Here is a 26394-nt window from a genome sequence, read left to right as displayed (position 1 = left end):
TATTAAAGTGACGGAAAATAGCAAGTAACTTGGACCAGTGTTGATCATTTAGCATTGTTCGAGGCATAGCGAGTGTAAAATTGGGTTTGGCGATTTAATTTTACTATCTCGCTATTTTTTTAATCAATAAATGTCAACAGACCCTAATATTACCTGCTTCTTTTGCAGGCTTTTTGCTGTTTATAGCCTATCTAACTTTACATAAGGCCAATAAAACACGGCATACACGCGTTTGGCATTCAAATTGCTTAACAGTATTACGTTTTATTAAAAAAGTAATATTGGGGCTTGGTCAGTATGGGTTATGTCGCAAGAGAGCTCAGTCCAAAAAGTAAGCTATTGCTTGGCTTAGGATCATTTTTAATTCCTGTGCTCATTTGGTGTGCAGTGAGTTATTTGCCATTTTTATGGCATCCTCAGGTACAAATTACGCAGTCTGGCAGTGTGCCTTATTTTCAGGTTGATAGCCGTGTCGACAAAGCGGTGTTTTATGCCGAAGCACAATCTGCGGTCAATGCAGGTGCAGAACCACCGCAAGGCAAACTGGTCAATCCGATCTATCTACCTGCACCGCACGAAGTAGCAAAAGCATTAGTTACGGCTTTTATAACTCCACCTGCCCAACCTGATGCCCCATGGTTTCATCAAAGCTTATGGCACAGTATTAAAATTGTGTTCAGCGCTTTTTTTATTGCCTCTCTCATCGGTATTCCACTGGGTATTCTTTGCGGTTTTTCTCAAAAAATATCTCTACTGACCGAACCCTTTGTTGAGTTTTTCCGTTACTTGCCCGCTCCTGCTTTTGGCGCCTTAGCCGTTGCGATTTTAGGCATTAATGATGCACCTAAAATTGCCATTATCGTGATTGGTACGCTATTTCAGCAAATTCTAATTATCGCCAACACCACACGGATGGTAGACCGTGGCCTGATTGAAGCAGGTTTTACGCTGGGCACCAATAAAATAAAAAGCTTATTTCATGTGGTGATTCCAGCAGCGCTTCCTGATATTTACCGCGACTTGCGTGTATTGCTCGGCTGGGCTTGGACCTATCTGATCGTATCTGAACTGATCGGCACAACCTCTGGGATTACCTGGTTTATCACCCAACAAGCGCGTTACCAAAACTTTGACAATGTCTATGCCGCGATCCTCATCATTGGGGTGATTGGTTTGGTGTGCGATGTGGTGCTAATGAAACTCGGTCAACGTCTATTTAAATGGAAAGCAGGAGCAAAATAATGAACAGCACAGAGTTTAATGCCACCACTTATTTCGATGCAATTTATGCACGCCCTGTCATTTTAGAAGCAAAAAAACTTACACAAAGTTTCAAGCACGGCAAAACTGAACGCACTATTTTAAATCAGTTGGATTTAAAGATTCATAAACGTGAATTTATCTGCGTGATTGGCCCATCGGGTTGCGGTAAATCGACCTTTAGCCGAATTGTGGCTGGGCTTGATCCTTACAGTAGCGGTGAATTGCTGGTCGATGGCCAAGCGATTGAAGGCCCAAGCCCTGAGCGTGGCATGGTGTTTCAAGGCTACACGCTTTTTCCATGGAAAACGGTCAAAGAAAATGTGATGTTTGGCCCTTTAATGAAAGGTGCCAGCAATGCTTCGGCCGAATCCAGCGCCCGAGAATGGATTGATATTATTGGTCTAGAAAAATACCAAGATCAGTATCCGCATCAGCTTTCTGGCGGGATGAAACAGCGCGTTGCTATTGCCCGCGCATTGGTCAATGAACCAAAAATATTATTGATGGATGAGCCTTTTGGCGCACTTGACCCGCATACCCGTCAAAAAATGCAAAAGCATTTAATGGATCTATGGCAAAACATTGATATCACCATCATTTTTGTGACCCACGATATGGATGAAGCGATTTTATTGGCGGATCGTATTGTGGCGCTCAAAGCCAATCCTGGTGAAATTAAAGAAATTATTGAGGTCGATTTACCCCGTCCTCGTAATCCTGAACTCATGCTGAGTCCTGAATTTAAACAACTGCGTGAACGGGTGGATTTCTTGGTACATGCGCAGGAAGACGAGCTCGACCCAGCGATGGAAAACCTACCGAAAATTCCACGTATGACCCAAGTCAGTACGCAAAAATAACTGGATTAATCCCTCTTCATCTTTAGGACGGCCTAAATGATGTACTACAGCGTTGGACGGCCAACATTATAGGAATTGAAGATGAATGAATCTTATGTTTTACCACTTGTTGATATTTCAAAAATGCAAAGCACGGAATTGTCAGAACGTTTAGAAGTAGCCTCTGCATTGGATCAAGCCTGTAAAGATGTTGGTTTTCTATATTTAAAAGGTGATCAGTTCAATTTTGATTTTGCGACATCACTGATTCAGGTGGCAAAGCGTTATTTTCAACAAGATACCGCCAGTAAAATGCAACATTATATTGGGCTGTCGAAAAATCATAGTGGCTATGTGCCAATTGGTGAAGAACAATTTGCAGGCAACAGCTACGACTTAAAAGAAGCCTATGACGTCAATTATGATTACCACGGCGAAACGACGGCATTTCCATTGCTTGGCCCTACGTTATGGCCAGATGATGCCACATTTAAAAGCACGGTCAGTGATTATTACTGCCATTTACGCAGTATTAGTGAGCAGATTTTTCAGGCCTTTGCTTTAGCTTTGAATGTAGATGAGCATTTTTTTGATCGCAAAATTACTCATCCGACCAGCCAACTGCGTCTAATCCATTATCCGTATAACCCTGAAGTGAAAGATGCTGAAGGCATTGGCGCGCATACAGACTATGAGTGCTTTACACTACTCTTGCCGACGGCACCAGGTTTGCAAGTATTAAATAAACAAGGTGAATGGATGGATATTCCATTGATTGAAAATACCTTGGTGATGAATATTGGCGACATGATGGAAATTTTGTCGAATGGCAAATATTTGGCCACCAAACACCGTGTTAAAAAAGTCTCTGAAGAACGCTACTCTTTCCCTCTGTTCTGTGCCTGTAATTACGACACGATCATTGAGCCAGCACCCTCTACTGAAGCGCCCAAATATCAGCCCTTAATTGGTGGCGAACATTTATTTAATCAAACCGCGCAAACCTTTAGTTATCTCAAAAAACGTATCGCTTCAGGAGAGCTAAGTCTTAGAAATGCTGTGCCATTGTCATCATTTGGTATGGATGAAAATACAGAAGCACAAGGAGCAAGCGCATGAATCTATTTCAGGCTTTAGCACAGCTTCCAGCCAGCCAAGAGGTTTCAGGTCCTATTCCAGACTATTTATATGGTGCTTTTCGCCGTAAAAGCATTAGTTTTTCGAATGGATTAACGGATGAAAAAACCATTGTGTATTGGTTTCAGTCACGTAGTTTCACCATCGATCTACGTTTAAAAAGCCGTGAAGATACGCCAGTGAATGAGCGTCAAGGCTGGATTGGCAACACTCTTTGGGATGCTGAACAGCAATTATTGTCTTGGGACGTTAAAGCACACTCAAATTATCAAAATCATGTGCAATGGCCAGAACCTGCAAAACTGCATGCGATTGGCAACTGTATTTTAGAAATCTCTCCAAGCAATGCGTATGTCGAAGACTGGCGTCAACAAGTGCATGAAGGGCTATTTTTAGGCCTGCGGTTGCAGTCAGCCCTCGATGTAGAAAGTCATCAACCCTTGCAGATGGATGGCGGATTGATTGTTTGTGATAAGCATGTGGCCTTTGCACTGAGTCGTTTACCTGCAGATCAGCAAACAGTTGCCAGCATCAACATATCATCTGCACCTACTATGTATGAAACGTTGATTGAAAGCTTTGAAGTGTCCATCGCTGTAGATGGTCTGCATAAGTACTATACAACGACCTCATCTCAACAAGATCAATCACTTAATTTTGATGATTTTAAAGTTATTGATGAAACACATTTGATGCAAAACGTCATTATTAATGGTCAAGCAGTACAGCTGATGTACGAGGTGGATATTTATGTTCCACATTATGCATTTCAGCGTCGCACTGATACCACGACAGAAAGTGCAGATTGGTTGCAAAATGAAAAACAGCATCTCTTACATCATGCAGTAGAATGCCTATAGGAAATCAATGTCGTTTATTTATTTGCTTATTGCAATCATTGCCGAAGTGATTGCTACATCCGCCTTAAAAGCCAGTAATGGCTTTACCGAACTAGTACCTATTATTTTTACAGTATTGGGCTATGCCATTGCGCTCTTCTTTTTAGGTTTGACCTTTAAATCGATTCCTATGGGATTGGCATACGCCATGTGGTCGGCTGCAGGCATTGTGCTTATTTCATGCGTGGGCTGGTTTGTGTTTAAACAAAATTTAGACCTACCTGCCATGATTGGTTTGGCCTTTATTTTATTGGGTATTGTGATTATCAATATTTTTTCTAAAAGCACAGAGCTTTGAAATGTCAGTTTTAAAATGAATTTTTTAAATAATATCTCTGAAATTTTAAAGACTTAAATTGCTTTAAATAAAAATGCTCTAGCTTGCTGTTGGACACTAGAGCATACGCTTCGAATGAATTAACTGTGATCTGTCGGCTTCTATAAGATGCCTTTCACTAGAAAAAAGCATCCAACAATACATAACAGCACCGCAAAACATTTTTTCAGTACTGCTGGTGAAAGCGCATGCGCAGTTTTCGCGCCATATTTAGCCGTAAAGAAACTCATCACACTAATGCCCAAAAAGGCATAGATATGAATAAAGCCAATGGTATTTGGAATTTCAACATGCTGCTGCATGCCAAAGAACATAAAGCCCAATGCCCCAGCAATGGCAATGGGTAAACCGCAAGCGGCAGACGTCCCGACCGCTTTTTGCATCACCACGCCATTTGCCGTTAAATACGGCACCGTAATACTGCCGCCGCCAATCCCGAAGATGGCCGATGCAACGCCGATACCCGAACCTGCTGCAATTTGTTTAGCTGTAGATGGTAGTGTTTTATTTGGATCGACTGGCTTTTTTGCTCCCATAAACATGGTATAAGCCACCCAAAGTAAAAATACACCGACAATCATTTGCAGATGTAAACCTGACAGCCAGCCTGCAATCCCTGCGCCTGCAAAACAGCCAATCGCCATAGACGGAGCTAAATTTTTAAATACAGGCCAAATCACAGCACCATTTTTATTGTGCGCCATCAAGGAGCTGATCGATGTCACAACAATCGTAGCCAAAGATGTGCCGAGCGCCAAATGCATAATCACATCGGGACTATAGCCCATTTGGCTAAAAACAATATAGAGCAAAGGCACAATGATAGTACCGCCGCCAACGCCAAACAGCCCCGCAGCAAAACCAGCAAATGCACCAATAATTAAGAAAGTAATGAGTTCCACAATATACCGATTTAAAATGAAGAGAAATCTTGTATAAATCAAATATGTACTATCATTCGGTGAATAATGAATGTTCCCTCTCTTTTTTAAAGGATGAGGAACATGCTCCTCATCACAAAGGGAGAAGCAACTTTTAGTTACTCATTTAAAATCACATTCTGAATGTTTTTTGACTTTGGCAAGAAATCTAATATTGATTATAAATAATTTACGAAGTGATTAAGCCAACTCCACTTGACCCACAGCATGATAAGCACGGTTGAAATACACCAAGCTTTCCTCCTGCTGACTTTGCTTGATTGCGACCACACGGCACATAAACACGCTGTGCGTACCCACTTCTTGAATCTGTTCAATCTGACAGTCAAAACTGACCAAAGCATCTTTTAATATTGGTGAACCTGTTTCTAATGTGGTCCAAGAACCCAATTTAAACCGCTCTTCCGAATTGAATTTGCTTGAAGCAAAAGCATTGGAAATCTGCTCATGCTGTGCGCCCAAAACATTGACAGACAGAACTTTATTTTCAAGAAAATGCGCATGAGAACGAGATGATTGATTCATACAAACCAGCAAAGTTGGCGGTGTATCTGTCACACTGCATACTGCTGATGCTGTAAATCCATGCATGCCTGCTTCGCCCTCAGTCGTAATCACGTTGACTGCAGTCGTCAATAAAGACATTGCATTTCTAAAATCAGTTGCTTCAATCATCTCTTCAATCTCAATGGTCTATATGGCTTATCTCTTTCTCAGGTTTGGACAATAGCAAATTTAATTTCCTTATTGCCCTTACATGAAATTGAGTCAGCTCGAATTTATGCGGTCAATTCTTGGCGAATAATGGCAGCGCCTGCGCTTAGCGCATTTAGTTTGCCTTGCGCCACGTGGCGAGGTAAAGGCGCCATACCGCAGTTTGTTGAAGGATATAGCTTGTCGGCATCTACAAATTGCAATGCTTTGCGTAATGTATTAGCTACTTCTTCTGCTGTTTCAACTTGATTGGTTGCAACATCAATTGCGCCAACCATGACTTTTTTACCGCGGATGAGTTCGATTAAATCCATTGGTACACGAGAGTTTTGGCATTCAAGTGAGATGATATCGAGCTTCGATTGTTGCAGTTTCGGGAATGATTCTTCGTATTGGCGCCATTCATTACCCAAAGTCTGTTTCCAATCGGTATTGGCTTTAATGCCATAACCATAGCAAATATGAACGGCTGTTTCGCATTTCAAACCTTCAAGCGCACGCTCTAATGTCGCAATACCCCAGTCATTGACTTCATCAAAAAATACGTTAAATGCAGGCTCATCAAATTGAATGATGTCCACGCCTGCCGCTTCAAGCTCTAGCGCTTCTTGATTGAGGATTTTAGCAAATTCCCAAGCTAATTTTTCACGGCTTTTGTAGTGACCATCATACAAAGTATCAATCATCGTCATTGGGCCAGGCAAAGCCCATTTGATCGGCTGATTGGTTTGGCTGCGTAAGAATTTTGCATCATCAACAAACACTGCTTTCTTACGCGATACTTCGCCCACCACAGACGGTACACTTGCATCGTAACGATTACGAATACGCATCGTTTCACGCTTTTCGAAATCTACACCTTCAAGATGTTCAATAAATGTGGTTACAAAATGCTGACGGGTTTGTTCACCATCACTGACAATATCAATGCCTGCATGGATTTGTTCATGCAAAGATAATTTCAACGCATCACGTTTTGCATCTAATAATTCTTCGCCTTCAAGCTTCCATGCTGACCACAGTTTTTCAGGTTCAGCCAGCCAAGATGGTTTAGGTAAGCTGCCAGCAGTTGAAGTTGGGAGTAAAATGGCCATATTCGATCTTCTATCTCTATATTCTAAATTTTGCAAAAACCAAAAAGTTATCAATTGATTATTAAATTCATATTGAAAGTCCCTTCTCCCTATGGGATGAGGAGCATGCTCCGCAAGAGGATGAGGGAATATTTCATATATATCCTCTCCCTAACCCTCTCCTTAAAAGGAGAGGGAAATTTCTTTACGAAATAAATATTGATCACAAATTAACTGATGCATGAAACATATTCTTTAAAACAGGTGCTTTAAATCACAAGTGATTTAAAATTAAGCTGCGGCTGCATTTTCAATACTAAAATTAGCCGCCCACTCATTCAGAATGTCTTTATATGGCTGGATAAAGTTCTTTTCTGTCCATTTGCCCTGTTTAACCGCCAACTGACCACGTTCAACACGGTCATACACAATACGGGTTAATGAATAATCACCGAAGCTTAAGCTTGGTTGATACACTAAACCTGCTGTCGCATTGGTATTGTAAATTTCAGGACGGTAGATTTTTTGGAAACTTTCCATGGTGCTGATCGCGCTGATCAGTTCGAAATCTGTATAGTCGCTGAGCAAGTTATTTGCCGAATAGAATGCCAATGGTGCAGTTGCATTTTCAGGTTTAAAGTAACGAACGCTTAAGCCCATTTTTGCAAAATAATCATCTGTACGGGAGTAATCATCATTAGTGTATTCCACACCTAAGATCGGATGCACATTTGCAGTACGGTAATAGGTTTTTGTCGTTGAAACACTTAAACAGATGACAGGCTGTTTTTTAAATTCAGCTTTGAATACATCTGAATTGATCAAATGTTGATATAGCTTGCCATGTAAATCACCAAAATCTTCAGGTTTTTCATTGAACTTACAGCCGAGTGCTGGTAATACCACGCTGAAGTCATAGTCACGTACATACGATGAAAAACTGTTGCCGATCATGCCTTCAATGCGTTCATTGGTTTCATGGTCGATGATGGTGCTCTTTAAAGTTTCAATAAATGGGAAAGTTTGACCATTGCCTTCCACATCGAGTTCAGCCGAAATGATGTCAATTTCAAGTGAATAACGATCTGCATTTGGGTTGTCACAAGTAGCTAAACTATTGAAACGGTTATTAATCATTGCCAAAGTACGGCGCAGATTCTCTTCACGGTGTTCACCACGTGCCAAATTGGCAAAGTTCGTTGTTAAACGTGTATTGTCAGCTGGTTTATAGTTTTCATCAAAGCGGATACGTTTGATTGAACATGCAAATTTATGACTCATGGAGATTCACTACCCTAAAATTAAAAATAATCAAAATTTCTGTATGAAGTAATTTATACGTGAAACTTAAGATGAATAAAAATGATTTAACCTCAACTAAAAGTGAGATAAATTCATGTTTAAGATTTAAATACAATGAATTTTCTTCAACTATGCATCATTCAACTGGCGATAAAAAAACTGCCACCCAGGTAGCATTTAAATTTTATTTAATGTAAATAAGGGCTTAAAAAAAATTCAATGAAAATTTTTTCATTCAAACACACATCTGAAATGTGTCGAATCGTACAGATTGGCTCAATATCTCAACTCTCAAAATTTAGCGATTTATTCATTAGGGTGAATTTTTCTAACTTTAAAATGAAAAAAGATCAAATCACTAATTGTTTTAATATTGAATCTGTAACACTAATATACTTTTGTCCTGAGCTATAAAGTTCTTAAACCTTGCCATAAATAGATAAACAAAATATGAAATAAGCATATATTCATGTCGTTTCAGCTTTTTAGTCAATATACTGAATATGACTCAACTTGTACTTAGAAAAAATCAGCATATTCGAGCTTTGATATGTCCATGAATCGCTAAAATATAAAGTTTATACTTATAGCTTATGATTATGTCTAACAAACTTGACCGTCAGAAACTGACGCTCCCAACAGGTCATGACAAGCTTTTATTGCATTCTTGCTGTGCGCCCTGTTCTGGCGAAGTCATGGAAACTTTAATTGAATCTGGTATTGATTTTTCGATCTTTTTTTACAATCCCAATATTCATCCAGTAAAAGAATATGAAATCCGTAAAGAGGAAAATATCCGCTTTGCAGAAAAACACAATATTCCGTTTATTGACTCTGACTATGACACAGACAATTGGTTTGCTCGCGCTAAAGCTATGAAAATGAGCCTGAAAAAGGCATTCGTTGCACGATGTGTTTTGATATGCGCTTCGAGCGTACTGCACTTTATGCGGCAGAACATGGTTTTAGCTTAATTAGTAGCTCACTGGGAATTTCACGCTGGAAAAATATAAAGCAGATTAATGACTGTGGTCATCGCTCCGCTTCATATTATGAAGGCATAAGTTATTGGGACATTAAATTGATGTTGTTAGCCCTGAAATTTTTACATCATTCAGGGCTTTTTTTAGCTATATTTCAACTTATTTCAGTTCTTCAACCAACGTTGGATAGATTGATCCATCGACATCCATTTCGGTTTTATAAATGCCATTGGCAACATTAAATTTGTTCACGTGATAACTCGAGCCATAAAGTGAATCAAATCCTGTACCTTTTTTAAAGACTTGTTTATTGGCAGCTAAATCCAGTAAATGTGTCCCTCCAATAAACTGTTCATATTGTGCAGGATCAACGCCAACACGGGTCGACATGATTTTCACTGCATCGGCATGCGTTGCAGGGTCGTTGATGTATTTAACCGTTTTATCCCAAACTTGAATGATTTTTTTCCATTCTTCTTTGTTGGCAGATAAATGCGTCATGTTGACGGTTAATGTGTCGTAAATCAGACCGGGTTTATCTTTCGATGTATAAATAATTTTAGAGCCAGCAACAGCTTTCAAAGCTTGATTTGCGACCGGTTGCCACACGGCAATCGCTGCAATATCAGGACTTGCAAATACTTGTGGCAGCTCATTGGTCATGGTGTTGACCAACTTCACTTCAGAAGCTTGAATTTTTGCATCATCCAAAGCCGTCGCTAAAAGCAAATGATCAACCAAGCCTTTTTCAGTCGCGACACTTTTTCCTTTTAAATCGGCAAGGCTATTGACGCCATCTTTAGCAATGATGACATCATTACCCGCAGAATAGTCCGTCGCCATAATCATGACGCCTTTCGTGCCGCCAGAACCCGTGACTAAGTTGTCGCCATTAGTGACCAAAACAGCATCCAACTGATTAGCCGCAAATGCAGATAATGAAGCTGAATAATCAAACCATTTAAAGTCCACATTGACACCGGCTTCTTTCAACCAGCCTTTTTCAATAGCAACTTGCCATGCGACAAAACCAGGCCAGTCGCTATAGCCAATTGTGATGGCTTTTGTATTGACTGTGCCTTCTGCTTGCGCGTTTGGTTCAGGTGTTTTGGCTGTATTGTCACAACCACCCAGTAAGATGGCGGTCAAAACGGATGCAGATAAGCAGGCTTTTTTGATCATAGTGCGATTTCCCCGATGGCATTACAGTTAAATTTGGTATTGGTGTACAAAAACGATGGTGTATTCGGATTACTGACTGATTTAGCATTGTGCTTTGCACGATTTGGTCTATGGTTGGCTGCAATAGCATGTGCTTGCTGTTTATTTGTGATTTGGTCTTTATGACCTTGTGATCGATATAATTGGCCCATTTTAAAACTCCTTAATTCTTTGCATTTTGCGGAATTGGCGGCATCACAGCGTCCATCAACTCCAAATGTCCTTTAATCACACTCTTAAGTGCTGAAAAATGCTGACTGATAACTTTGAGCTCTGAACTGACGCCTTGCAGAATCATGACTTCTAAAATTTTGTGGTCATCGAGTTGAATATGCAGCGAGCTCACTACTTGTTCTAAAAACTGCTGCTGTAAATCTAAAAGCTGAATACGTAGCGCCGTACTACTTGCGTCATAAAGTAAGGTAAATGTGCCGACCATCACTTCATTTCGTTGCTCCTGATCGGCAATCAGATGCTTATTGATCATGTCGACAATGGCCTGAGAACGGCTTTCATAATGCTGATCGGCAATTTTTTGATCCAAAGCATCGACTGTTTTTTCAGGTACTGTAATACTGATACGCGCCAGCTTTTGTTTAGGCACTGTTGTTCCTTATTTTTTTTGCTGAATATAGAAACCCGCACGGGCGCTCAGTAGCTCAATAAAAAATTGCTTTAATTGATGCAGAAATGTTGCAGATTGATGGCGGTTCATATGCATCTCCTGTTTAAGTAATACGAAATATTTATTTCGTAATATCGATAGAAATGCAGAAACTGTGCCAAGTGAGGAACATGAAAAATGATCGTTTTTTGGGACTCTTAACTTTCTTTTAGATTTTATTGTTCATTATTTGTGCGATAAACGCACTCCTACCGCCCCATTTGCACTAATACTGCGATGTATTATTTGATGAAGGACCATTTATTAAGGTCGTTGTTCTTAAACAAGAGCATTGACCGACATGTAACAAACTCGAAGTTCAATTTATTTCATCAACATTGAACATCATTTATACTGATTGATCATTCTATTCATCACTCAACGCCTATGAAATATTTCAGCTGCGCGGTATGTTCTAACCAAATCTTTTTTGCCAATTCACACTGTGTCAATTGTCAGACTGCGCTGGGTTATATTGCCTCTGAAAAGCAAATGGGCTGTTTTGAAAAGCACAGCACTACGCTGTGGCTTGCGTTAAATCCTGAAATAAAGGGAAAACGCTTTAAACCTTGTCATAATTATCAGCATCATCAGATATGTAACTGGATGGTGCCTGCTGACAGTGAGGAAATTTATTGTGAGTCTTGCCTGCTCACGCACACCATTCCCAACTTAGATAACCCAGACCATATTGTGTACTGGGCACGATTGGAACATGCTAAACGGCGTTTTTTGTATTTAATGCAGCAGCTCAATACCATGCCGCGTCCTAAACGCAGCCAAGATGACCGTTTTGGACTTCGTTTTGATTTTCTGATGCCAACAGAAAATACACCTGTTATGACCGGTCATGCCAATGGAATTATTACCTTGAATGCCAGTGAAGCAGATGTGATTTACCGCGAAACAACGCGTATAAAAATGGGTGAAAACTACCGTACACTTCTAGGTCATTTTAGACATGAAAGTGGTCATTATTATTTTGATTTGATTAAACATTTACACCCAGAGCTGATTGATGAATTTCGAGAACTGTTTGGTGATGAACGACAAGATTATAGTGAAGCTTTGAAACGTCATTATAATGACGGTGCTCCGCAAAATTGGGCGGATTACTATGTTAGTTCCTATGCCAGTACGCATCCTTGGGAAGATTGGGCGGAAACATGGGCGCATTATTTGCACATGATGGACACTCTTGAAACCGCCTACTATGCAGGATTAGTGGTCAAAACCAATAAGTCAGATTTGAATAATTTAGAACTGAAAGAGAACCCGATTGGCGCTCAGAATTTTGACCTCTTGCTGCAACATTGGATGACGTTGACCTTTAATTTAAATGCATTGAACCGCAGCATGGGCTTAGATGATGCATATCCATTTACATTGTCGAATCCAGTATTGGATAAATTACGATTCATTCACCACAAACTGCTCAACATGACCTTAAAAAACCAGCAGCACAATTAGATTAAATTTAATACGTGATATTGTTTGAACCTCAGATCAACTTTTCTGTATTACAGCATTCGTACATTAGCTTATAGAAAGGATGTATACGTAGTAATTTTCTTGGATTGAGCGCTGTAACACCTGCCCTATTTTTACTATTTTATAAAGGTTAAAATAACAATAAATAGATGCCTGTGACCTTTCCAATGATGCCTTTCACGCATTTACCCGCTCGTTTTATGTGTATCATCAGCCTGAGTTTGCTCAGTGGATGCCAATTGGTCAAATTACAAAAAAATCAACTCAGTGCGTCACTAAATAATAAAACAGACAGCATATTAACCCATCAAAAGCTCAGTACATTTAGCCATCAAATCCTGTTAATGGTGAATGAAAGCGACCAATCTTGTTTAAATGCGCTTGAAAGTTGTATTCACAAAATGCGTAACAATGAAACTTTAGATATTGCTCAAGTCTATGCATCAGCAAGTGAGCTGTACATGGCACGTGCTTTAAGCGCCGATCAAAATCCACAATGCAAAAAAAGCTTAAAACAACACAGCGGAAAATTAGCTTCAAGCAAAATTAAAATGTGTATGGATCAGCAGCTTGCAGACTTTGATTTCAGTCTGCGTTACAGCTATGTCTATCTATTTAAATCCGCTCAAGCCCCAGAAGAACGCTTATTTGATTTGCGTCAGGGACAAGTCCGCACCTTTTATAATGTGGCTTTATCACGTCTGATCACCTCATCATTCACCCGCTTTGACTATCAGCAAATGCCTGAAAGTTTAATGTTGGGTTCATCGCTTTATCATTTTAACTATGAACATTATCCTGAAATCAAAAATGCGGACATTGATAAATTACTGTCGAGCTATAATTTTAATTTTTCAGGCTTAAAAACCATTAACCGTCAGGAAGGCATTGGTTCTGAATTTGTCTTAGTCAAAAAAGCTACGGATCTGTCTGCTGCGCAGCCTTTTATACTAGATCCTGAACAGTATTATTCAAATAAACCCAACCCGAATATCCATACTGCACGCTATTTATCTGTTAGTGCGATCGCCGAGCCTGCCAAGACCAATAGCAGCATTAGTGAAATTTTGTCGCCGCAATCAGACTTTAAGGTTGAATTATTTAATCCCTATCAATTTAAAAAGGCAAAAATTGAATCTCAGTCCTATACCCTAACGGCCAATTATTCTGTGCCTTATGGACTTTGGTTAGCCGAAAATAAATTAGGACAATCTGGCTATTGGACACTTCTGAATAAGGAAGAACATTTGCGCATGCCACATGTGTTTATGTTAGAGCCTTATCAACCCAATAAAAAGATTATTGTCATGGCTCACGGATTAGCCAGCAGTCCTGAAACGTGGATCGGCCTGACCAATAACATTATGGGGGATCAAAAACTACGTGATCATTACCAAGTTTGGCAAGTGTTTTACTCAACCAATATGCCAATATTTGAGAGTCGTTTTCAAATCAATGCTTTACTCAAACAGGCATTTGCAACTGTTCAGCCCAATACGCCTTCGGCTCAAGATGCTGTCATTATCGGACATAGTATGGGCGGCATCATCAGTCGTTTATTGGTTAGTGATGCAGATATTTCCGCTCAAGCTATTCCACTCATGAACTATGAACAAAATACACAGTTACAACGTCATCCAATTATCCGCGATCGTTTTGTCTTTAAACCATTGAAGCCAGTTAGTCGTGCAATTTTCATTGCCGCACCGCATCATGGTACTGACTATGCAGACCGCTGGTTTACCAATTTGGCGAAAAAAATCGTGGTATTGCCTTTAAGTTTTTTAAATGATGTCAATGTTGAAATCCCAAATGCAAAAAATTCAACTATGGGTCTGATTAAGTCTGGGCCAGCAGATTTAAGTCAAAAATCACGTTTTATGCTGTTGTCTGCTGACATCATGCCAAATAAAGATATTCCCTATCATTCTATTATGGGGAATCAGACGCAAAGTACTGAACCGAGCAAAATGTCGGATGGCATTGTTCCCTATACAAGTTCTCATTTAGATGGCGCGGTGTCTGAAAAGATTTTCTATGGTGGACATTCAATTCATGAGTCTGCGGATGCCATTTTAGAGTTACGACGCATTTTGAGAGTGCATATGGACAATGAAGCGTTGAATCAATAACGATAAAATTGCTTTATGTATTTATAAATTATCTTTTAAAAGCAGTGTTTTATTGCTAAATTAGCTCCTATATTTGGGGGCTATATGACAGAAAAATTATATTATTGGGCAGAAAATTTAGAAGGCTATAATTCCGATATTGACAACGATTTTCCTTATTCAATTGAGATAAAAAGGCTCAATTTTTTTATTGGTAAAAACAATGCCGGTAAAAGCCGTTTCTTAAGAAACTTGTTCATAAATAGTACACATACGATACCAGACTTTTCTTTTCCTAATTTATCTAATTATTTTACTGAATTAAAATCCATCATTGAATCAAGTCAAGGTACTATTTGGCTTGGGGCGATGAGCTCAGGCGAAAATCGAACTACACTATTTAAATTGATAAATGATGCCATAGACTGTCCTATTTTTCCTAGAAATAGATATAAAGAGAATTATCAGCGTACAATAGATCAATTAAGTAAAGTGAGAATTGAATATACACAAGAATTTACATATAAAGTTTCTGAAATTCAGAAATATGTTAATGATTTTGAAAATAATATAGTTTATGAAAAATCAAAATCTTATATCCCTATCCTACGCGGTATGCGTCCTGTCACAGAACAAGAGAATACACAGCCTTATATTAAACGAGCCCAAAAAGATTATTTTTCAGATACGAATAAATTTAACTCTAATAATATTATTACTGGTGAATGCTTATACAATGAACTTAAAATTCATCTTTTAGGTGAACCTGAACAACGTGAACTAATTAAAGATTATGAAGAAAAATTAAGTCAATATTTTTTTGATAATGAGACTGTTTCACTTATCCCTAAGCATGATCAAGATGTTGTAAATATTAAAATTGGTAACGATCAACAATTCCCTATTTCACAGTTGGGTGATGGCTTACAACAAGCGATAATCTTAACTTATGAAGCTTATATAAAAAGTAAAGACAAAGAAGGCAAACCAGAAACGCATGCCTTTTCATAGAAGAACCAGAACTGCACATGCATGCAGGTATGGTTCGTCAATTGATGAACTTTTATCTTAATGAAACACCGCATTATTATTTTTTTACTACTCACTCCAACCATTTACTAGATATGGCAGATGAATCTGACCAAGTCATGATTCAAAAGTTCGTAAAGCAACCTAAAGAAGAAGATCCTACGAAATTTGATTTTAAAATTTACCGTTGTGACAGAGATCGAGACTTACTTGCTTCATTAGGCGTACGTCCATCTTCTGTCTATTTAGCAAATTGCACCATTTGGGTAGAGGGCATTACAGATCGGCTTTATATCACTAAATATATGGAAAAATATTTAGCTGAACTAGAGTCAGCTGATATGGAGCTTTATAAAAAATTCCGTAGATTTATGCCGAACTATCACTATACGTTTGTGGAATATGCAGGCAGCAATTTATCTCATTGGTCTTTTGATGATGATTATCCTAAAACACGGGAAGAAAGAATCGAATTTTTAAAGCAAGACCGTGGTCAAAGTGCAACTGCAGTTGCAAGTGACATGCTATTAATTGCTGATGGCGACATACAAAAAAATTCTGAAAAAATAAAGTTATTAAGAAAGGAATTAAATAAAGAAAATTTAATTATTTTGGACTGTAAAGAAACAGAAAATACTTTACCTAAAGATTCTATTCTTTATGTAGCTCAGAAAAAGTTCAGTAATATGAAAAGGAAGACCTCTCAAGGATTTAATATCGAAAAGCTAGAGGGAATTAATTCATTAGATTATTTTGATCATAAAGATTATGGCATAGGAAAATTATTGGATGATCAAATACGAAATCCAAGAACTTCTGCTGAAAAAACTGCTTTTGCCGATGGTACAGGTGTAGGAACCATTAAATATAAACTAGATTTTTGTCGTGAAATCATCAAATATTTTGATGAAAATCCTGATTGGGAACTGACACCAAAAGCAAAGGATCTATGCATCCGAATTTTCAAACATATTGAAAAGTGTAATTCTTAAATCTCCCCTAACCCATCTTTAATAAAGAGGGGAAATTCCCTCCTTTGAAAAAGGAGGGTTAGGGAGGATTTTTTAAGACACTGGCGCTAACGTAAACAACACTTGCCCCGTTTTCACCGTTTGCCCTTTTTCAATGGTAATCGCATCTACACGCATACGTTCAGGTGCAATAATTGGAATCTCGATCTTCATTGCTTCAATCACTGCAAGCGTAGCACCTTCTTCCACAATATCACCTGATGCACATTCAATTTTCCAAATACTGCCCGGCATGTGAGACTCTACCGCACAGCCACCATCAGGTATTTGAATATCACTATCATCGGTTACAGCATCTAAACTTTCAGACACATATTCTGCAAGCCCAGCTTCATGCCAACGACGACGTTCTTCATCAAAATTGGCTTGTTGGATGGATTTAAATGCTGAGATTGATTCTGCATTTTCAGTCAAGAAGTCATTGTATTCTTTTAGGTTGAGTACACCTTCTTCTACACGCAGTTTTAAACGACCTGCTTTGAAGTCCTCACGCATTTGCATAAGTTCAGTTTCAGACACTTCATAAAACTTAATTTGGTCAAAGAAGCGTAATAACCACGGCATACCTTGCTCAAAGTCAGGGTTTTTACGATAACGAGACCACATTTGCGTAGTACGACCCACGAACTGATAGCCTCCCGGACCTTCCATACCATAGACACACATATATGCACCGCCAATACCGACAGCATTTTCAGGCGTCCATGTCCGTGCAGGGTTATATTTGGTGGTCACTAAACGTTGACGCGGATCTAATGGTGTTGCCACAGGTGCACCTAAATACACATCGCCCAAACCCATGACCAAATAACTCGCGTCATAAACCACATCTTTGACCGCTTGTTTGTCTTTTAAACCATTAATACGACGGATAAACTCAATATTGTCAGGACACCATGGCGCATCTGGACGTACGGTTTGCATATAACGCTCTGTCGCTAGCTGGGTTTGTGTATCCTCCCAAGCAAGTGGTAAATACACAGTCCGTGACGGTACTTGCATTTGGGTCACATCAGGCAGTTCAGCTTCAGCGATTTGTAGCAAACGCAATAAATCCAATTGATCAAGCTTGATCGAATCAAAATGGATTTGTAACGAACGAATGCCCGGTGTGAGATCAATAATCCCTGTGATATTTTGCTTTTCAACCCATTGCATGAGTGCATGAATACGGAAACGTAAGTTCAGATCTAAAACCAACTCACCATATTCCACCAACATGTAGTTGTTGCCAGCAGGACGATACACCACATCCGGCAAGCCATTCTGACCTTTTAAAGTGTCAAGCACCGCATTTTTTAAGGTGGAAAGTTCAGGATAGAACGATTCGTCAAAAGCTACAGCCTGCGTATCAGATGCTTCTAATTGTGCATGATATTTTTCATTTAAAAGTTTCGCTTGATGATAACTCACAGGTATAAATCTGACTTTGTCTCCTGCTTTCAATTGACCAAGTTTCCAAAGCTCAGAATTAATCACCACGGCAGGACAAACAAAGCCTCCTAAACTTGGACCATCTGGACCCAAAATAATCGGCATATCACCCGTAAAGTCGATAGCACCAATGGCATAAGCATTGTCATGAATATTCGATGGATGCAAACCGGCTTCACCACCATCCTCACGTGCCCATTCAGGTTTTGGACCAATCAAACGAATACCTGTACGGCTTGAGTTAAAGTGAATCTCAAAAGTATTGGCAAAGAAGGTATCAATGTCTTTTTTAGTAAAGAAGTCTGGTGCACCATGCGGGCCGTACATCACCGCAATTTCCCATTCATGACTAAACGTTGGCACTTGTTCAGGCGCAAGCGCTGTCACTTGTTCAGATGTAAATGCCATGATTGGCAACATATCTCCAATCAATAAATTACGACCAGCATGACCACCAAACTGACCAAGGGTAAAGGTTGCTTGTGAGCCTAAATATTCAGGTACATTCAAACCGCCTTTAATGCCGATATAGGTACGGCAACCTGTGGCGATTTTTCCACATTTTAAAATCTGACCTTTACGCACATTCACGGTTTGCCACATTGGTACAGACATACCATCAAGCGTTGATGGCATATCACCACCCGCCAATACAATTTGGCTATCACAGTGGAATTTTAAACTTGGGCCTTGCAAAGTGCATTCAAGCCCTGCCGTGTTATATGCATTGCCTAACAATTGATTCGCAACATTAAGTGACAGTGGATCAATGGCACCTGATGGTGGTACACCCACATCCCAATAGCCCAAACGACCTGTGACGTCTTGCACGGCAGTTTGAATACCCGCTTGCAACACTTCAACCTTTTGAGTTTTCCACTCAAAGGTATTTAAGAAGCGTGTGGTTTGCGTGCCGGCTTTAAACACATCGCAGTCGATGATGTTTTGTAGATATTCAAGATTGGTTTCAATCCCTGCAACTGAAGTTTTCGACAAAGTGTCAAGCATGGCTTGAATCGCAGAAGCACGATCATCTGCAGTGACAATGATTTTGGCAATCATCGGGTCATAAAATGACGATACATTGGAACCTGTTTCCACCCAAGTTTCATTACGGGCATTACTATCAAACTCAACATGCGTCAGTAAACCAGCACTGGGTTGGAAGTTCTTGATCGGGTCTTCGGCATATAAACGCACTTGAATCGAATGACCTTTCGATTCAAGTTGTTCTGTTGGTGCAATCCAATCGCCACTACCGAGAGTGACCATCCATTCCACAAGGTCTACACCAAACACTTGCTCCGTTACGCCATGTTCCACTTGTAGACGGGTATTCACTTCTAAGAAATAGAATTCTTGTGTGTCGGTATCCATCACAAATTCTACTGTGCCTGCCGAACGGTAATTCACCGACTGCATCAACCCAATCGCAACCGATTGAATATAGGCACGTTGATCATCATTGATATGCGGTGCTGGGGTTTCTTCCACGACTTTTTGGTTACGACGTTGTACCGAACAATCACGCTCACCGAGTGCTAAAACTAAGCCATTGCCATCACCAAAAATCTGCACTTCGATATGACGGGCATTTTGTACGAATTTTTCGAGGTACAAGCCTGCATCTTTAAAGTTGGCTTGGGCAAGATATGAAACCGTAGAATAAGCATCTTTCAACTCTTCTTCATTCCACACCAAACGCATACCAATACCGCCACCGCCTGCGGTACTTTTCAGCATCACAGGATAACCAATACGTTTAGCTTCCGTTAAGGCTTCGGCTTCATCTGCCAAAAGCTGACTGCCCGGAAGAAGTGGTACATTGGCTTGAATTGCAAGTTCACGTGCAATATGTTTTAAGCCAAATGATTTCATTTGTGCCGAATTTGGCCCTAAAAATACTATGCCTTGAGCTTCACAGAGATCACAAAATTCTGCATTTTCAGACAAGAAACCATAGCCCGGATGAATCGCTTCTGCACCTGTTTGTTTTGCGACTTCTAAAATTTTATCGACATTTAAATAGCTTTGGCTGGCAGGACTATCACCAATAAATACTGCTTCATCAGCTAAGGTCACATGCAAAGAATCACGGTCTGCTTCGGAATACACAGCAACAGATTGAATGCCTAATTTTTTGAGTGTACGGATCACTCGACACGCGATTGCACCACGGTTGGCAATGAGGACTTTATTGAACATGGTATTACTCCTCACCGTCACGGATGATCAATTGAATTTTTGTTGGGTTATAGGCATTACATGGGTTATTCAGTTGCGGACAATTGGAAATGAGGACGATTAAATCCATTTCCGCTTTCACTTCGACATATTTACCTGGTGCAGAAATACCATCATCAAACTTTAAATGACCCTCGCTTGTCACAGGAACATTCATAAAGAAATTAATATTTGGGCCGATATGGCGCACGTTTAAGCCATGTTTTTTTGCAATCGGATGTTGTGACAACGCAATCATGAAATTATTACGGCAACTGTGCATTGGAAATTTGTCATGTGCATAGCGAACAGTGTTGCTTTCACATGAACATGCACCGCCTAAGGTGTCATGACGGCCACAATTATCGTCATGGATGGTAGCAATTTTTTTGCCAAAGTTAGTGTATAGCGCCGTGCCTTTTTCTAAATAAATCTGTTGGTTAATCGCTAAAGTATCCGTCGCGCTATAACGCTCTTCAGGGTTTTGGCTAGAGATAAATAGCGTATCCACCGCTTGATTGCCTTCGAGGTCAACGATACGGAAATATTGCCCTTTTTTGACTTCGCACATCCAAGCTTCGCCGGCAGGACATACTTCGCTTAACACTGATTTTTCAAAATTTTGTGTTGGATTTACTAATGCAGTCATGATCATTCCCCTCAAGCCGTTAAAGCGTAATAGCGTTTATTATTTTGAAAAGCACGTTGATTTTGCGGGCAAGAATCACGGCAAACATCGGTGTCTGCCAAAGGCAACGCCTTAAATAAACTTAGTTGTACATCAGCAGGGTTATATTCTTCTGCTTGAGATAATCCATGTGGTGCACTAGATAAAAAGACCAAACAATCCATTTCAAAGCGCAGTTCAATGACTTGATTTGTATTGTCCGATGCAACATAACTTAAGTTGCCATTGTCATCAGGTTGAACTTTAGAGAATAAATTTAAGGTACTGCTGAGGTCAGTTGCAGATAAGCCAAACTTGGTCATTTCAAGCAGTAAGCTATCCTTACCACTGCGGTACATATTATTACGGGCATCTTGGAAAGTTTTTGAACCAAATTGTTTTTCGATTTGTTGTGCTGTACTTGGTGCACAAAATGCATCGTTCCAATCGTGATCGTCTTTGACTATCGAGATCATGGCACGACCTAAATCCGACGCCAAAATATGCCCTGTACTTAAATACGCCGTGTGCTGCCCCTTAAGACTATCTGGCATGTTGTAACGTTCAAGCTTATCTTCACTATTTACACAGTACAGCGACACATTGGCATTTTGCCCTAGCGATTTAAGCTGTAATACTGCGCCACGCTGAATACGCGCTGACCAGTGGTGTCCACCCGGTAAAAGTTCAGTCCATAGTGCTTTATCGTCATGATAATGTGTTGTGCTCATTGCAGCCTCTGCCTAAATCTTAACTATTTACCTCCCGGGCTTTTATCCCTCCGTGCAGCTTTGCTTTGAATTAAAACGAAGCCGTGAACTCTCGGTCGCGGTCATACATGAAGATGTATCGGAACCCTAGATCACTTTATGATGTATGTAGAAATGCAAAGGCTGTGCCAATTTAGTATTACCAATTTATATAAAAGTAATACTGCTATTTATTAGACTTTTTTATAGTATTGAGCTATAGCATGACCAAATCGGGTGCAGCCCATGCACAAAATTGCTGCAAAAATTGCAAAAAAAAAAGCCCAAAATCATTTTTGGGCTTTATGTAATGCATAAAAATTATTTTACCAATATCTCATGGAACATATGACGTAGCCATTGATGGCTGGTTTTATGATGGCAAGACATATGCCAATATTGCTTCACGCCATAGGTTGGAAATGCAATCGGTGCGTCAAATATTTTTAAGTTGCCGCGCGAAAGCAATACTTCACTCAAGTAATACGGCACAGTAGCAATCGCATCAGTGTCTTGCACGACTAAGCCTACACCTAAATAACTAGGTAAACGCATCAAAATATCACGTTTTAAATCAAGGTTAAGCAGCTCATTTTCAATATGGTAGTGCCCCATCCCTGCATCAATATCAATGTGCGACTCTGATAAATATTGCTCAGTTGTAATGGTGTCACCCGTTAATCGTGGATGGTCCTTGGCTGCAATCACCACATAATATTGCTCAAACAGTTTTTGCTGATAAAAGCCGCTTTCCAAATGCGGTAAAAACCCCAGTGCTAAATCAATTTCACCATTCGCCATCTGATAACTGGTTTCAGTGGTAATCGGGCGTACATTCAGACGTATTTGTGGCGCGTGTTTTTTTAGATATTGGCTGATTTTAGGCAATAAAACCAAATGCGAAACATCGGTCATGGCCAAAGTAAATTGTTGATCTGAAATAGCTTGATCAAAATTAATCGTAAAATTATTAATGGCTTCAACTTTACTCAAGGCTTCGCTGACTAAAGGAAATAATTGACGCGATAACTCCGTAGGCACCATTTCATTGCCGATACGTAAAAATAAGGGGTCGTTATAATGCTGTCGTATTTTATTTAAAATATTACTGACTGTAGGCTGACTCATTTGCAAGTGTTCAGCAGCTTGCGACACATTTTTGTACTTATAAACATGAAAAAAAATGCTAAGAAGTTTACAGTCCAATTCAAACACGAAAGATTTAGTCCCTAATTAAATATTGCAAGTTATGCTGTGCATCATCTGCTGAATTATACAAAAAGCCAATAACGAAATATTACTTTTATTGCAGATGAAACGCCAGTTTAGCCTGCTCAGTTGAGTTCAGCTTTTCAACACTCCAATCAGTCCGCATAATAGACATAGCTCGAATTTGGATATCAACATGCTTCAAGGAAAAAAACTGGTTTGTTTTGATTTAGATGGCACACTTATCGATTCTGTTGGCGTGTGGAATCAGGTCGATGCAGATTTGATTCAACAGTTAACTGGACAAACCATCCAATTGGATTTCATTCAACGTGAACGTGACATTCAGCTGCAATTATTTAAAAACACCGCAGACCCTTACTTAATGTACTGTAACTATCTAAAAGATACTTATAAAATTGAACAACACACGGCTGATCAAATCAAACAGCAACGATATGCCATTTCACAGCATTTTTTAGAACATATCATCTTGCTTAAACCACATGCAGCGTTATTTGTTCAACAGCTCATTCAGCAAGGTATTCAGGTGGCAATTACCACCACGACCAGCTTGCAAAATATTTATCGATATCAAAAAAATATCAACATTTATCCAAAGCTGCATTTTGAAAATACTTTTGATCTGATCCTGACCCGTGAAAGTGTCAAAAATATTAAGCCGCATCCTGAAGTCTATTTACAGGCGATTGAACATTTTGCAGTAAAACCTGAAGAATGTTTAATTTTTGAAGATTCGCTCATTGGTGTAGAAGCCGCAAATGCCGCAGGCATTGAAGTCGTTGCCGTGTATGACGCATATTCAGAGCACGAAATTGAGCAAATCAAAAATAAAGCGGATTACTTTATCCATGATTTCTCTTCTGTCTTAAACTAATGACTAGTAATCAATCATTCGCTTTAGAGTTAAAAAAAGCAGCCCAATTTAGAGGCTGCTTTTGATATTTTTGCATCAATAGATAATTGATCTATTTTACTTTTTTATAAATTGATCCAGATCCGACTAAATTTCCAGTTTTTTCGTCAATTGCAAATTCAACAGCACCTGTCCCAGAGTTTAAAGCGAGTAAACCAGATTCAGCGACAGATGCAGGTACAGGATTTTTCTTTTCAGATTTACCACTTTGTTTATCTTTTAAAGTATTGGTAATGAAATAGTTTTCACCATTTTTACTAATAATCAACGCATTTTCAAGTTGCGGATCTACTGCGGTATTTTGCCATGTTCCAGCATAATCAGGCGCTGGACTTTGTTTACATGCAGTGAGGAGAACTGCGAACAACATCGCAAAAAAAAATTGAATCTTTTTCAAAATACTGACCTTCTTTGTCAATGAATTTTGCATTATAGAAAGCCTTGAACAGAACTTAAGACCGTTCGTGTTGTGCAAAAGTTTCAAACCAAGTGCTGCTGTTTTTCTTTTGTCATGTTTTGAAACATTTGTAGTCTTTCATAAAAAATAAGCCCACTTGATCATGGGCTTATTTAAAAATTTTCAATCTTTAGATTTATACGATTTGACGCATTGAACCAGTTTCTTCAAAAGTGGCATGCCAAGATAAAGCCTCTTTTAAAATATGCGGCGTTTGACCACCACGCTCACATGCGCGTTCAAAGTAGCTCAACAATGCTGCGCGATAATCTGGATGCGCACAGATTTCAATGACTTTACGTGCACGCTCACGTGGTGAAAGACCACGTAAATCTGCCAAGCCCTGCTCTGTAACCACGATATCAACGTCATGGTCAGTATGGTCGGTATGACTCACCATTGGGACTACAGATGAAATCGCACCGCCTTTTGCAATCGACTTGGTTACGAAAATGGCAATGTGCGCATGACGAGTAAAGTCTCCAGAACCACCAATACCATTCATCATTTTGGTACCCGTCACATGGGTCGAATTTACGTTTCCGTAAATATCAAACTCAAGCGCCGTATTAATCGCGATAATGCCTAAACGTCGAATGATTTCAGGGTTATTGGATAGCTCTTGTGGACGTAACACAATTTTGTCTTTGTACTGATCAAAATTGTTCATCACGCGCTGTGCGCAAGGCTCAGACAACGTCATTGAACAGCCTGAAGCAAATTTCATTTTTCCAGAATCAATTAGCTGGAAAGTACAGTCTTGTAGTACTTCTGAATACATTTCCAAATCATGAAAATTCGAATGCTCAAAACCGGCAAATACAGCGTTGGCAATCGAACCCACACCTGACTGTAGCGGGCCTAAATTTTCAGGCAAACGCCCTGCTGCGACTTCACCTTCAAAGAAATCAATCAGATGCTGAGCAATCGCTAGGGTTTCAGCATCAGGTTCATCCATTTTAAACTGGGTATCTGGCAGATCATTCAACACAATAGCTGAAATCTTATCGGGGCTGACATTGATCCCAATCGTACCGATACGTTCACCGACCTGAGTCAGTGGAATTGGCCCACGGTTTGGTCGCGCTTTCGGCACATAAATATCATGTACACCTTCTAGCACTGGGTTAATCGTATTATCAATTTCAATAATCACATGATCTGCCATTTCAATGAAATTGGCTGAGTTACCACATGAACCTGTCGGAATAATTTGACCATCTTCGGTAATTGCAGTCGCTGCAATAACGGCCACATTAATGCGCGGTAAATTATGATGACGAATATTGTCAGCCATTTCAGACAAGTGTTGGTCAATATACATGACCTCGCCAGCGTTAATGGCTTTACGTAAACCAGGATCTGCCTGATACGGATAACGACGTTCTATCGCATGTGCCGCATTGAGACGACCATCGATACTATTTCCTAAACTAGCACCCGTTGCCAAAGTGATACGAAGAGGATGTGAAACTGCATGATCTGCAAGCGCCAAAGGAACCGTCTTTGCCTCACCTGCACCACCAAAACCACTTAAACCAACCACTGAACCATCTTGAATTAACTCAATCGCTTTTTCAGCAGACATCACTTTGTCGCGAAGGGAGAGTAAGCGAATGCGATCTAAACCATTCATAATTAAATCTCAAAAAATAAATATCTCAAAATAAACATCTTTTTTCG

21 protein-coding genes, 2 pseudogenes and 1 riboswitch are annotated in these 26394 nt (G+C 39.6%); of the genes and pseudogenes, 10 read left to right on the top strand and 13 right to left on the bottom strand.

Annotation, left to right across the window (positions count from 1 at the left end):
• Positions 1-297 precede the first annotated feature (297 nt).
• The 5 genes from FTV11_RS09845 (at position 298) to FTV11_RS09825 (ending at position 4436) form a co-directional block, all read left to right on the top strand.
• A complete protein-coding gene (locus FTV11_RS09845) occupies positions 298-1242 on the top strand; it encodes an ABC transporter permease (protein WP_180048949.1) in 945 nt (314 codons plus the stop codon).
• Positions 1242-2123 (top strand): ABC transporter ATP-binding protein, encoded by an 882-nt coding sequence (locus tag FTV11_RS09840; protein WP_120367011.1) that lies wholly within the window; start codon positions 1242-1244, stop codon positions 2121-2123. Before FTV11_RS09845 ends, FTV11_RS09840 begins: the two co-directional genes overlap by 1 nt.
• Before the next feature lie 81 nt (positions 2124-2204).
• Positions 2205-3221, top strand: a complete 1017-nt coding sequence (locus tag FTV11_RS09835) for an isopenicillin N synthase family oxygenase (RefSeq protein ID WP_180073920.1) — start codon at positions 2205-2207, stop codon at positions 3219-3221.
• The gene (locus FTV11_RS09830; protein ID WP_180073919.1) at positions 3218-4099 is read left to right on the top strand and encodes a hypothetical protein; all 882 of its coding nucleotides are present in this window, start codon (positions 3218-3220) and stop codon (positions 4097-4099) included. The genes FTV11_RS09835 and FTV11_RS09830 overlap by 4 nt, the downstream gene beginning before the upstream one ends.
• Positions 4100-4106: 7 nt before the next feature.
• Positions 4107-4436 carry a multidrug efflux SMR transporter gene (locus FTV11_RS09825; protein WP_180073918.1) on the top strand — a complete coding sequence of 110 codons (330 nt, stop codon included), beginning with the start codon at positions 4107-4109 and terminating at the stop codon, positions 4434-4436.
• Between the two features lie 140 nt (positions 4437-4576).
• On the opposite strand, the gene FTV11_RS09820 is transcribed toward FTV11_RS09825, so the two are convergent.
• The 4 genes from FTV11_RS09820 to FTV11_RS09805 form a co-directional block, all read right to left on the bottom strand.
• Complete coding sequence (locus tag FTV11_RS09820) at positions 4577-5377, bottom strand: sulfite exporter TauE/SafE family protein (protein ID WP_180008836.1); 801 nt, start codon at positions 5375-5377, stop codon at positions 4577-4579.
• A gap of 219 nt (positions 5378-5596) precedes the next feature.
• Positions 5597-6091 (bottom strand): flavin reductase, encoded by a 495-nt coding sequence (locus tag FTV11_RS09815; RefSeq protein WP_111884696.1) that lies wholly within the window; start codon positions 6089-6091, stop codon positions 5597-5599.
• A gap of 104 nt (positions 6092-6195) precedes the next feature.
• Positions 6196-7224, bottom strand: coding sequence for a methionine synthase (locus FTV11_RS09810; RefSeq protein ID WP_106984404.1), 1029 nt, complete (start codon positions 7222-7224; stop codon positions 6196-6198).
• A 270-nt stretch (positions 7225-7494) separates the two neighbouring features.
• On the bottom strand, positions 7495-8484 hold the full coding sequence (locus FTV11_RS09805) for a putative oxygenase MesX (protein WP_180073917.1): 990 nt from the start codon (positions 8482-8484) through the stop codon (positions 7495-7497).
• 614 nt (positions 8485-9098) lie between these two features.
• Here FTV11_RS09805 and FTV11_RS09800 point away from each other — a divergent pair.
• Positions 9099-9730 (top strand): annotated as a pseudogene (locus FTV11_RS09800) (epoxyqueuosine reductase QueH).
• Here FTV11_RS09800 and FTV11_RS09795 read toward each other — a convergent pair.
• Genes FTV11_RS09795 through FTV11_RS09785 form a run of 3 tightly spaced genes read right to left on the bottom strand, consistent with a single transcriptional unit; the run spans position 9648 to position 11313 of the window.
• A complete protein-coding gene (locus FTV11_RS09795) occupies positions 9648-10670 on the bottom strand; it encodes an ABC transporter substrate-binding protein (protein ID WP_180008840.1) in 1023 nt (340 codons plus the stop codon). The pseudogene FTV11_RS09800 and the gene FTV11_RS09795 sit on opposite strands and share 83 nt — an antisense overlap.
• Positions 10667-10861, bottom strand: a complete 195-nt coding sequence (locus FTV11_RS09790; RefSeq protein WP_180008842.1) for a hypothetical protein — start codon at positions 10859-10861, stop codon at positions 10667-10669. Before FTV11_RS09790 ends, FTV11_RS09795 begins: the two co-directional genes overlap by 4 nt.
• An 11-nt stretch (positions 10862-10872) precedes the next feature.
• The gene (locus FTV11_RS09785; protein WP_180008844.1) at positions 10873-11313 is read right to left on the bottom strand and encodes a ribbon-helix-helix protein, CopG family; all 441 of its coding nucleotides are present in this window, start codon (positions 11311-11313) and stop codon (positions 10873-10875) included.
• A 447-nt stretch (positions 11314-11760) separates the two neighbouring features.
• On the opposite strand from FTV11_RS09785, the gene FTV11_RS09780 reads away from it, so the two are divergent.
• From FTV11_RS09780 to FTV11_RS09770, 3 genes and pseudogenes are all read left to right on the top strand, one after another.
• A complete protein-coding gene (locus FTV11_RS09780; RefSeq protein WP_180008846.1) occupies positions 11761-12843 on the top strand; it encodes a putative zinc-binding metallopeptidase in 1083 nt (360 codons plus the stop codon).
• Positions 12844-13031: 188 nt separating this feature from the next.
• Positions 13032-14996, top strand: a complete 1965-nt coding sequence (locus tag FTV11_RS09775) for a triacylglycerol lipase (RefSeq protein ID WP_180073916.1) — start codon at positions 13032-13034, stop codon at positions 14994-14996.
• Positions 14997-15080: 84 nt separating this feature from the next.
• A pseudogene (locus tag FTV11_RS09770) lies at positions 15081-16996 on the top strand (AAA family ATPase).
• Positions 16997-17068: 72 nt separating this feature from the next.
• On the opposite strand, the gene uca reads toward FTV11_RS09770, so the two are convergent.
• The 4 genes from uca to FTV11_RS09750 form a co-directional block, all read right to left on the bottom strand.
• Positions 17069-20674, bottom strand: a complete 3606-nt coding sequence (gene uca, locus FTV11_RS09765; protein WP_180073915.1) for an urea carboxylase — start codon at positions 20672-20674, stop codon at positions 17069-17071.
• Between the two features lie 4 nt (positions 20675-20678).
• Positions 20679-21341, bottom strand: a complete 663-nt coding sequence (locus tag FTV11_RS09760) for an urea amidolyase associated protein UAAP2 (protein WP_180073914.1) — start codon at positions 21339-21341, stop codon at positions 20679-20681.
• A gap of 11 nt (positions 21342-21352) precedes the next feature.
• Positions 21353-22090, bottom strand: coding sequence for an urea amidolyase associated protein UAAP1 (locus FTV11_RS09755; protein WP_180073913.1), 738 nt, complete (start codon positions 22088-22090; stop codon positions 21353-21355).
• Between the two features lie 29 nt (positions 22091-22119).
• Positions 22120-22231: riboswitch (guanidine-I (ykkC/yxkD leader) on the bottom strand.
• A gap of 198 nt (positions 22232-22429) precedes the next feature.
• A complete protein-coding gene (locus tag FTV11_RS09750) occupies positions 22430-23323 on the bottom strand; it encodes a LysR substrate-binding domain-containing protein (protein WP_078190935.1) in 894 nt (297 codons plus the stop codon).
• A gap of 190 nt (positions 23324-23513) precedes the next feature.
• On the opposite strand from FTV11_RS09750, the gene FTV11_RS09745 reads away from it, so the two are divergent.
• Complete coding sequence (locus tag FTV11_RS09745; protein WP_180008858.1) at positions 23514-24215, top strand: HAD family phosphatase; 702 nt, start codon at positions 23514-23516, stop codon at positions 24213-24215.
• Between the two features lie 91 nt (positions 24216-24306).
• Here FTV11_RS09745 and FTV11_RS09740 read toward each other — a convergent pair whose 3' ends face one another.
• Positions 24307-24624, bottom strand: a complete 318-nt coding sequence (locus FTV11_RS09740; protein ID WP_180048939.1) for a hypothetical protein — start codon at positions 24622-24624, stop codon at positions 24307-24309.
• A gap of 223 nt (positions 24625-24847) precedes the next feature.
• The gene (locus FTV11_RS09735) at positions 24848-26347 is read right to left on the bottom strand and encodes a succinate CoA transferase (protein ID WP_180008859.1); all 1500 of its coding nucleotides are present in this window, start codon (positions 26345-26347) and stop codon (positions 24848-24850) included.
• Positions 26348-26394 lie beyond the last annotated feature (47 nt).

It is taken from the genome of Acinetobacter sp. YH12231 (assembly GCF_013417755.1).
Classification (GTDB): Bacteria; Pseudomonadota; Gammaproteobacteria; order Pseudomonadales; family Moraxellaceae; genus Acinetobacter; species Acinetobacter amyesii.
The sequence above is the reverse complement of the archived record's forward strand: the minus strand, read 5'-3'. Positions and strand labels throughout refer to the sequence as shown.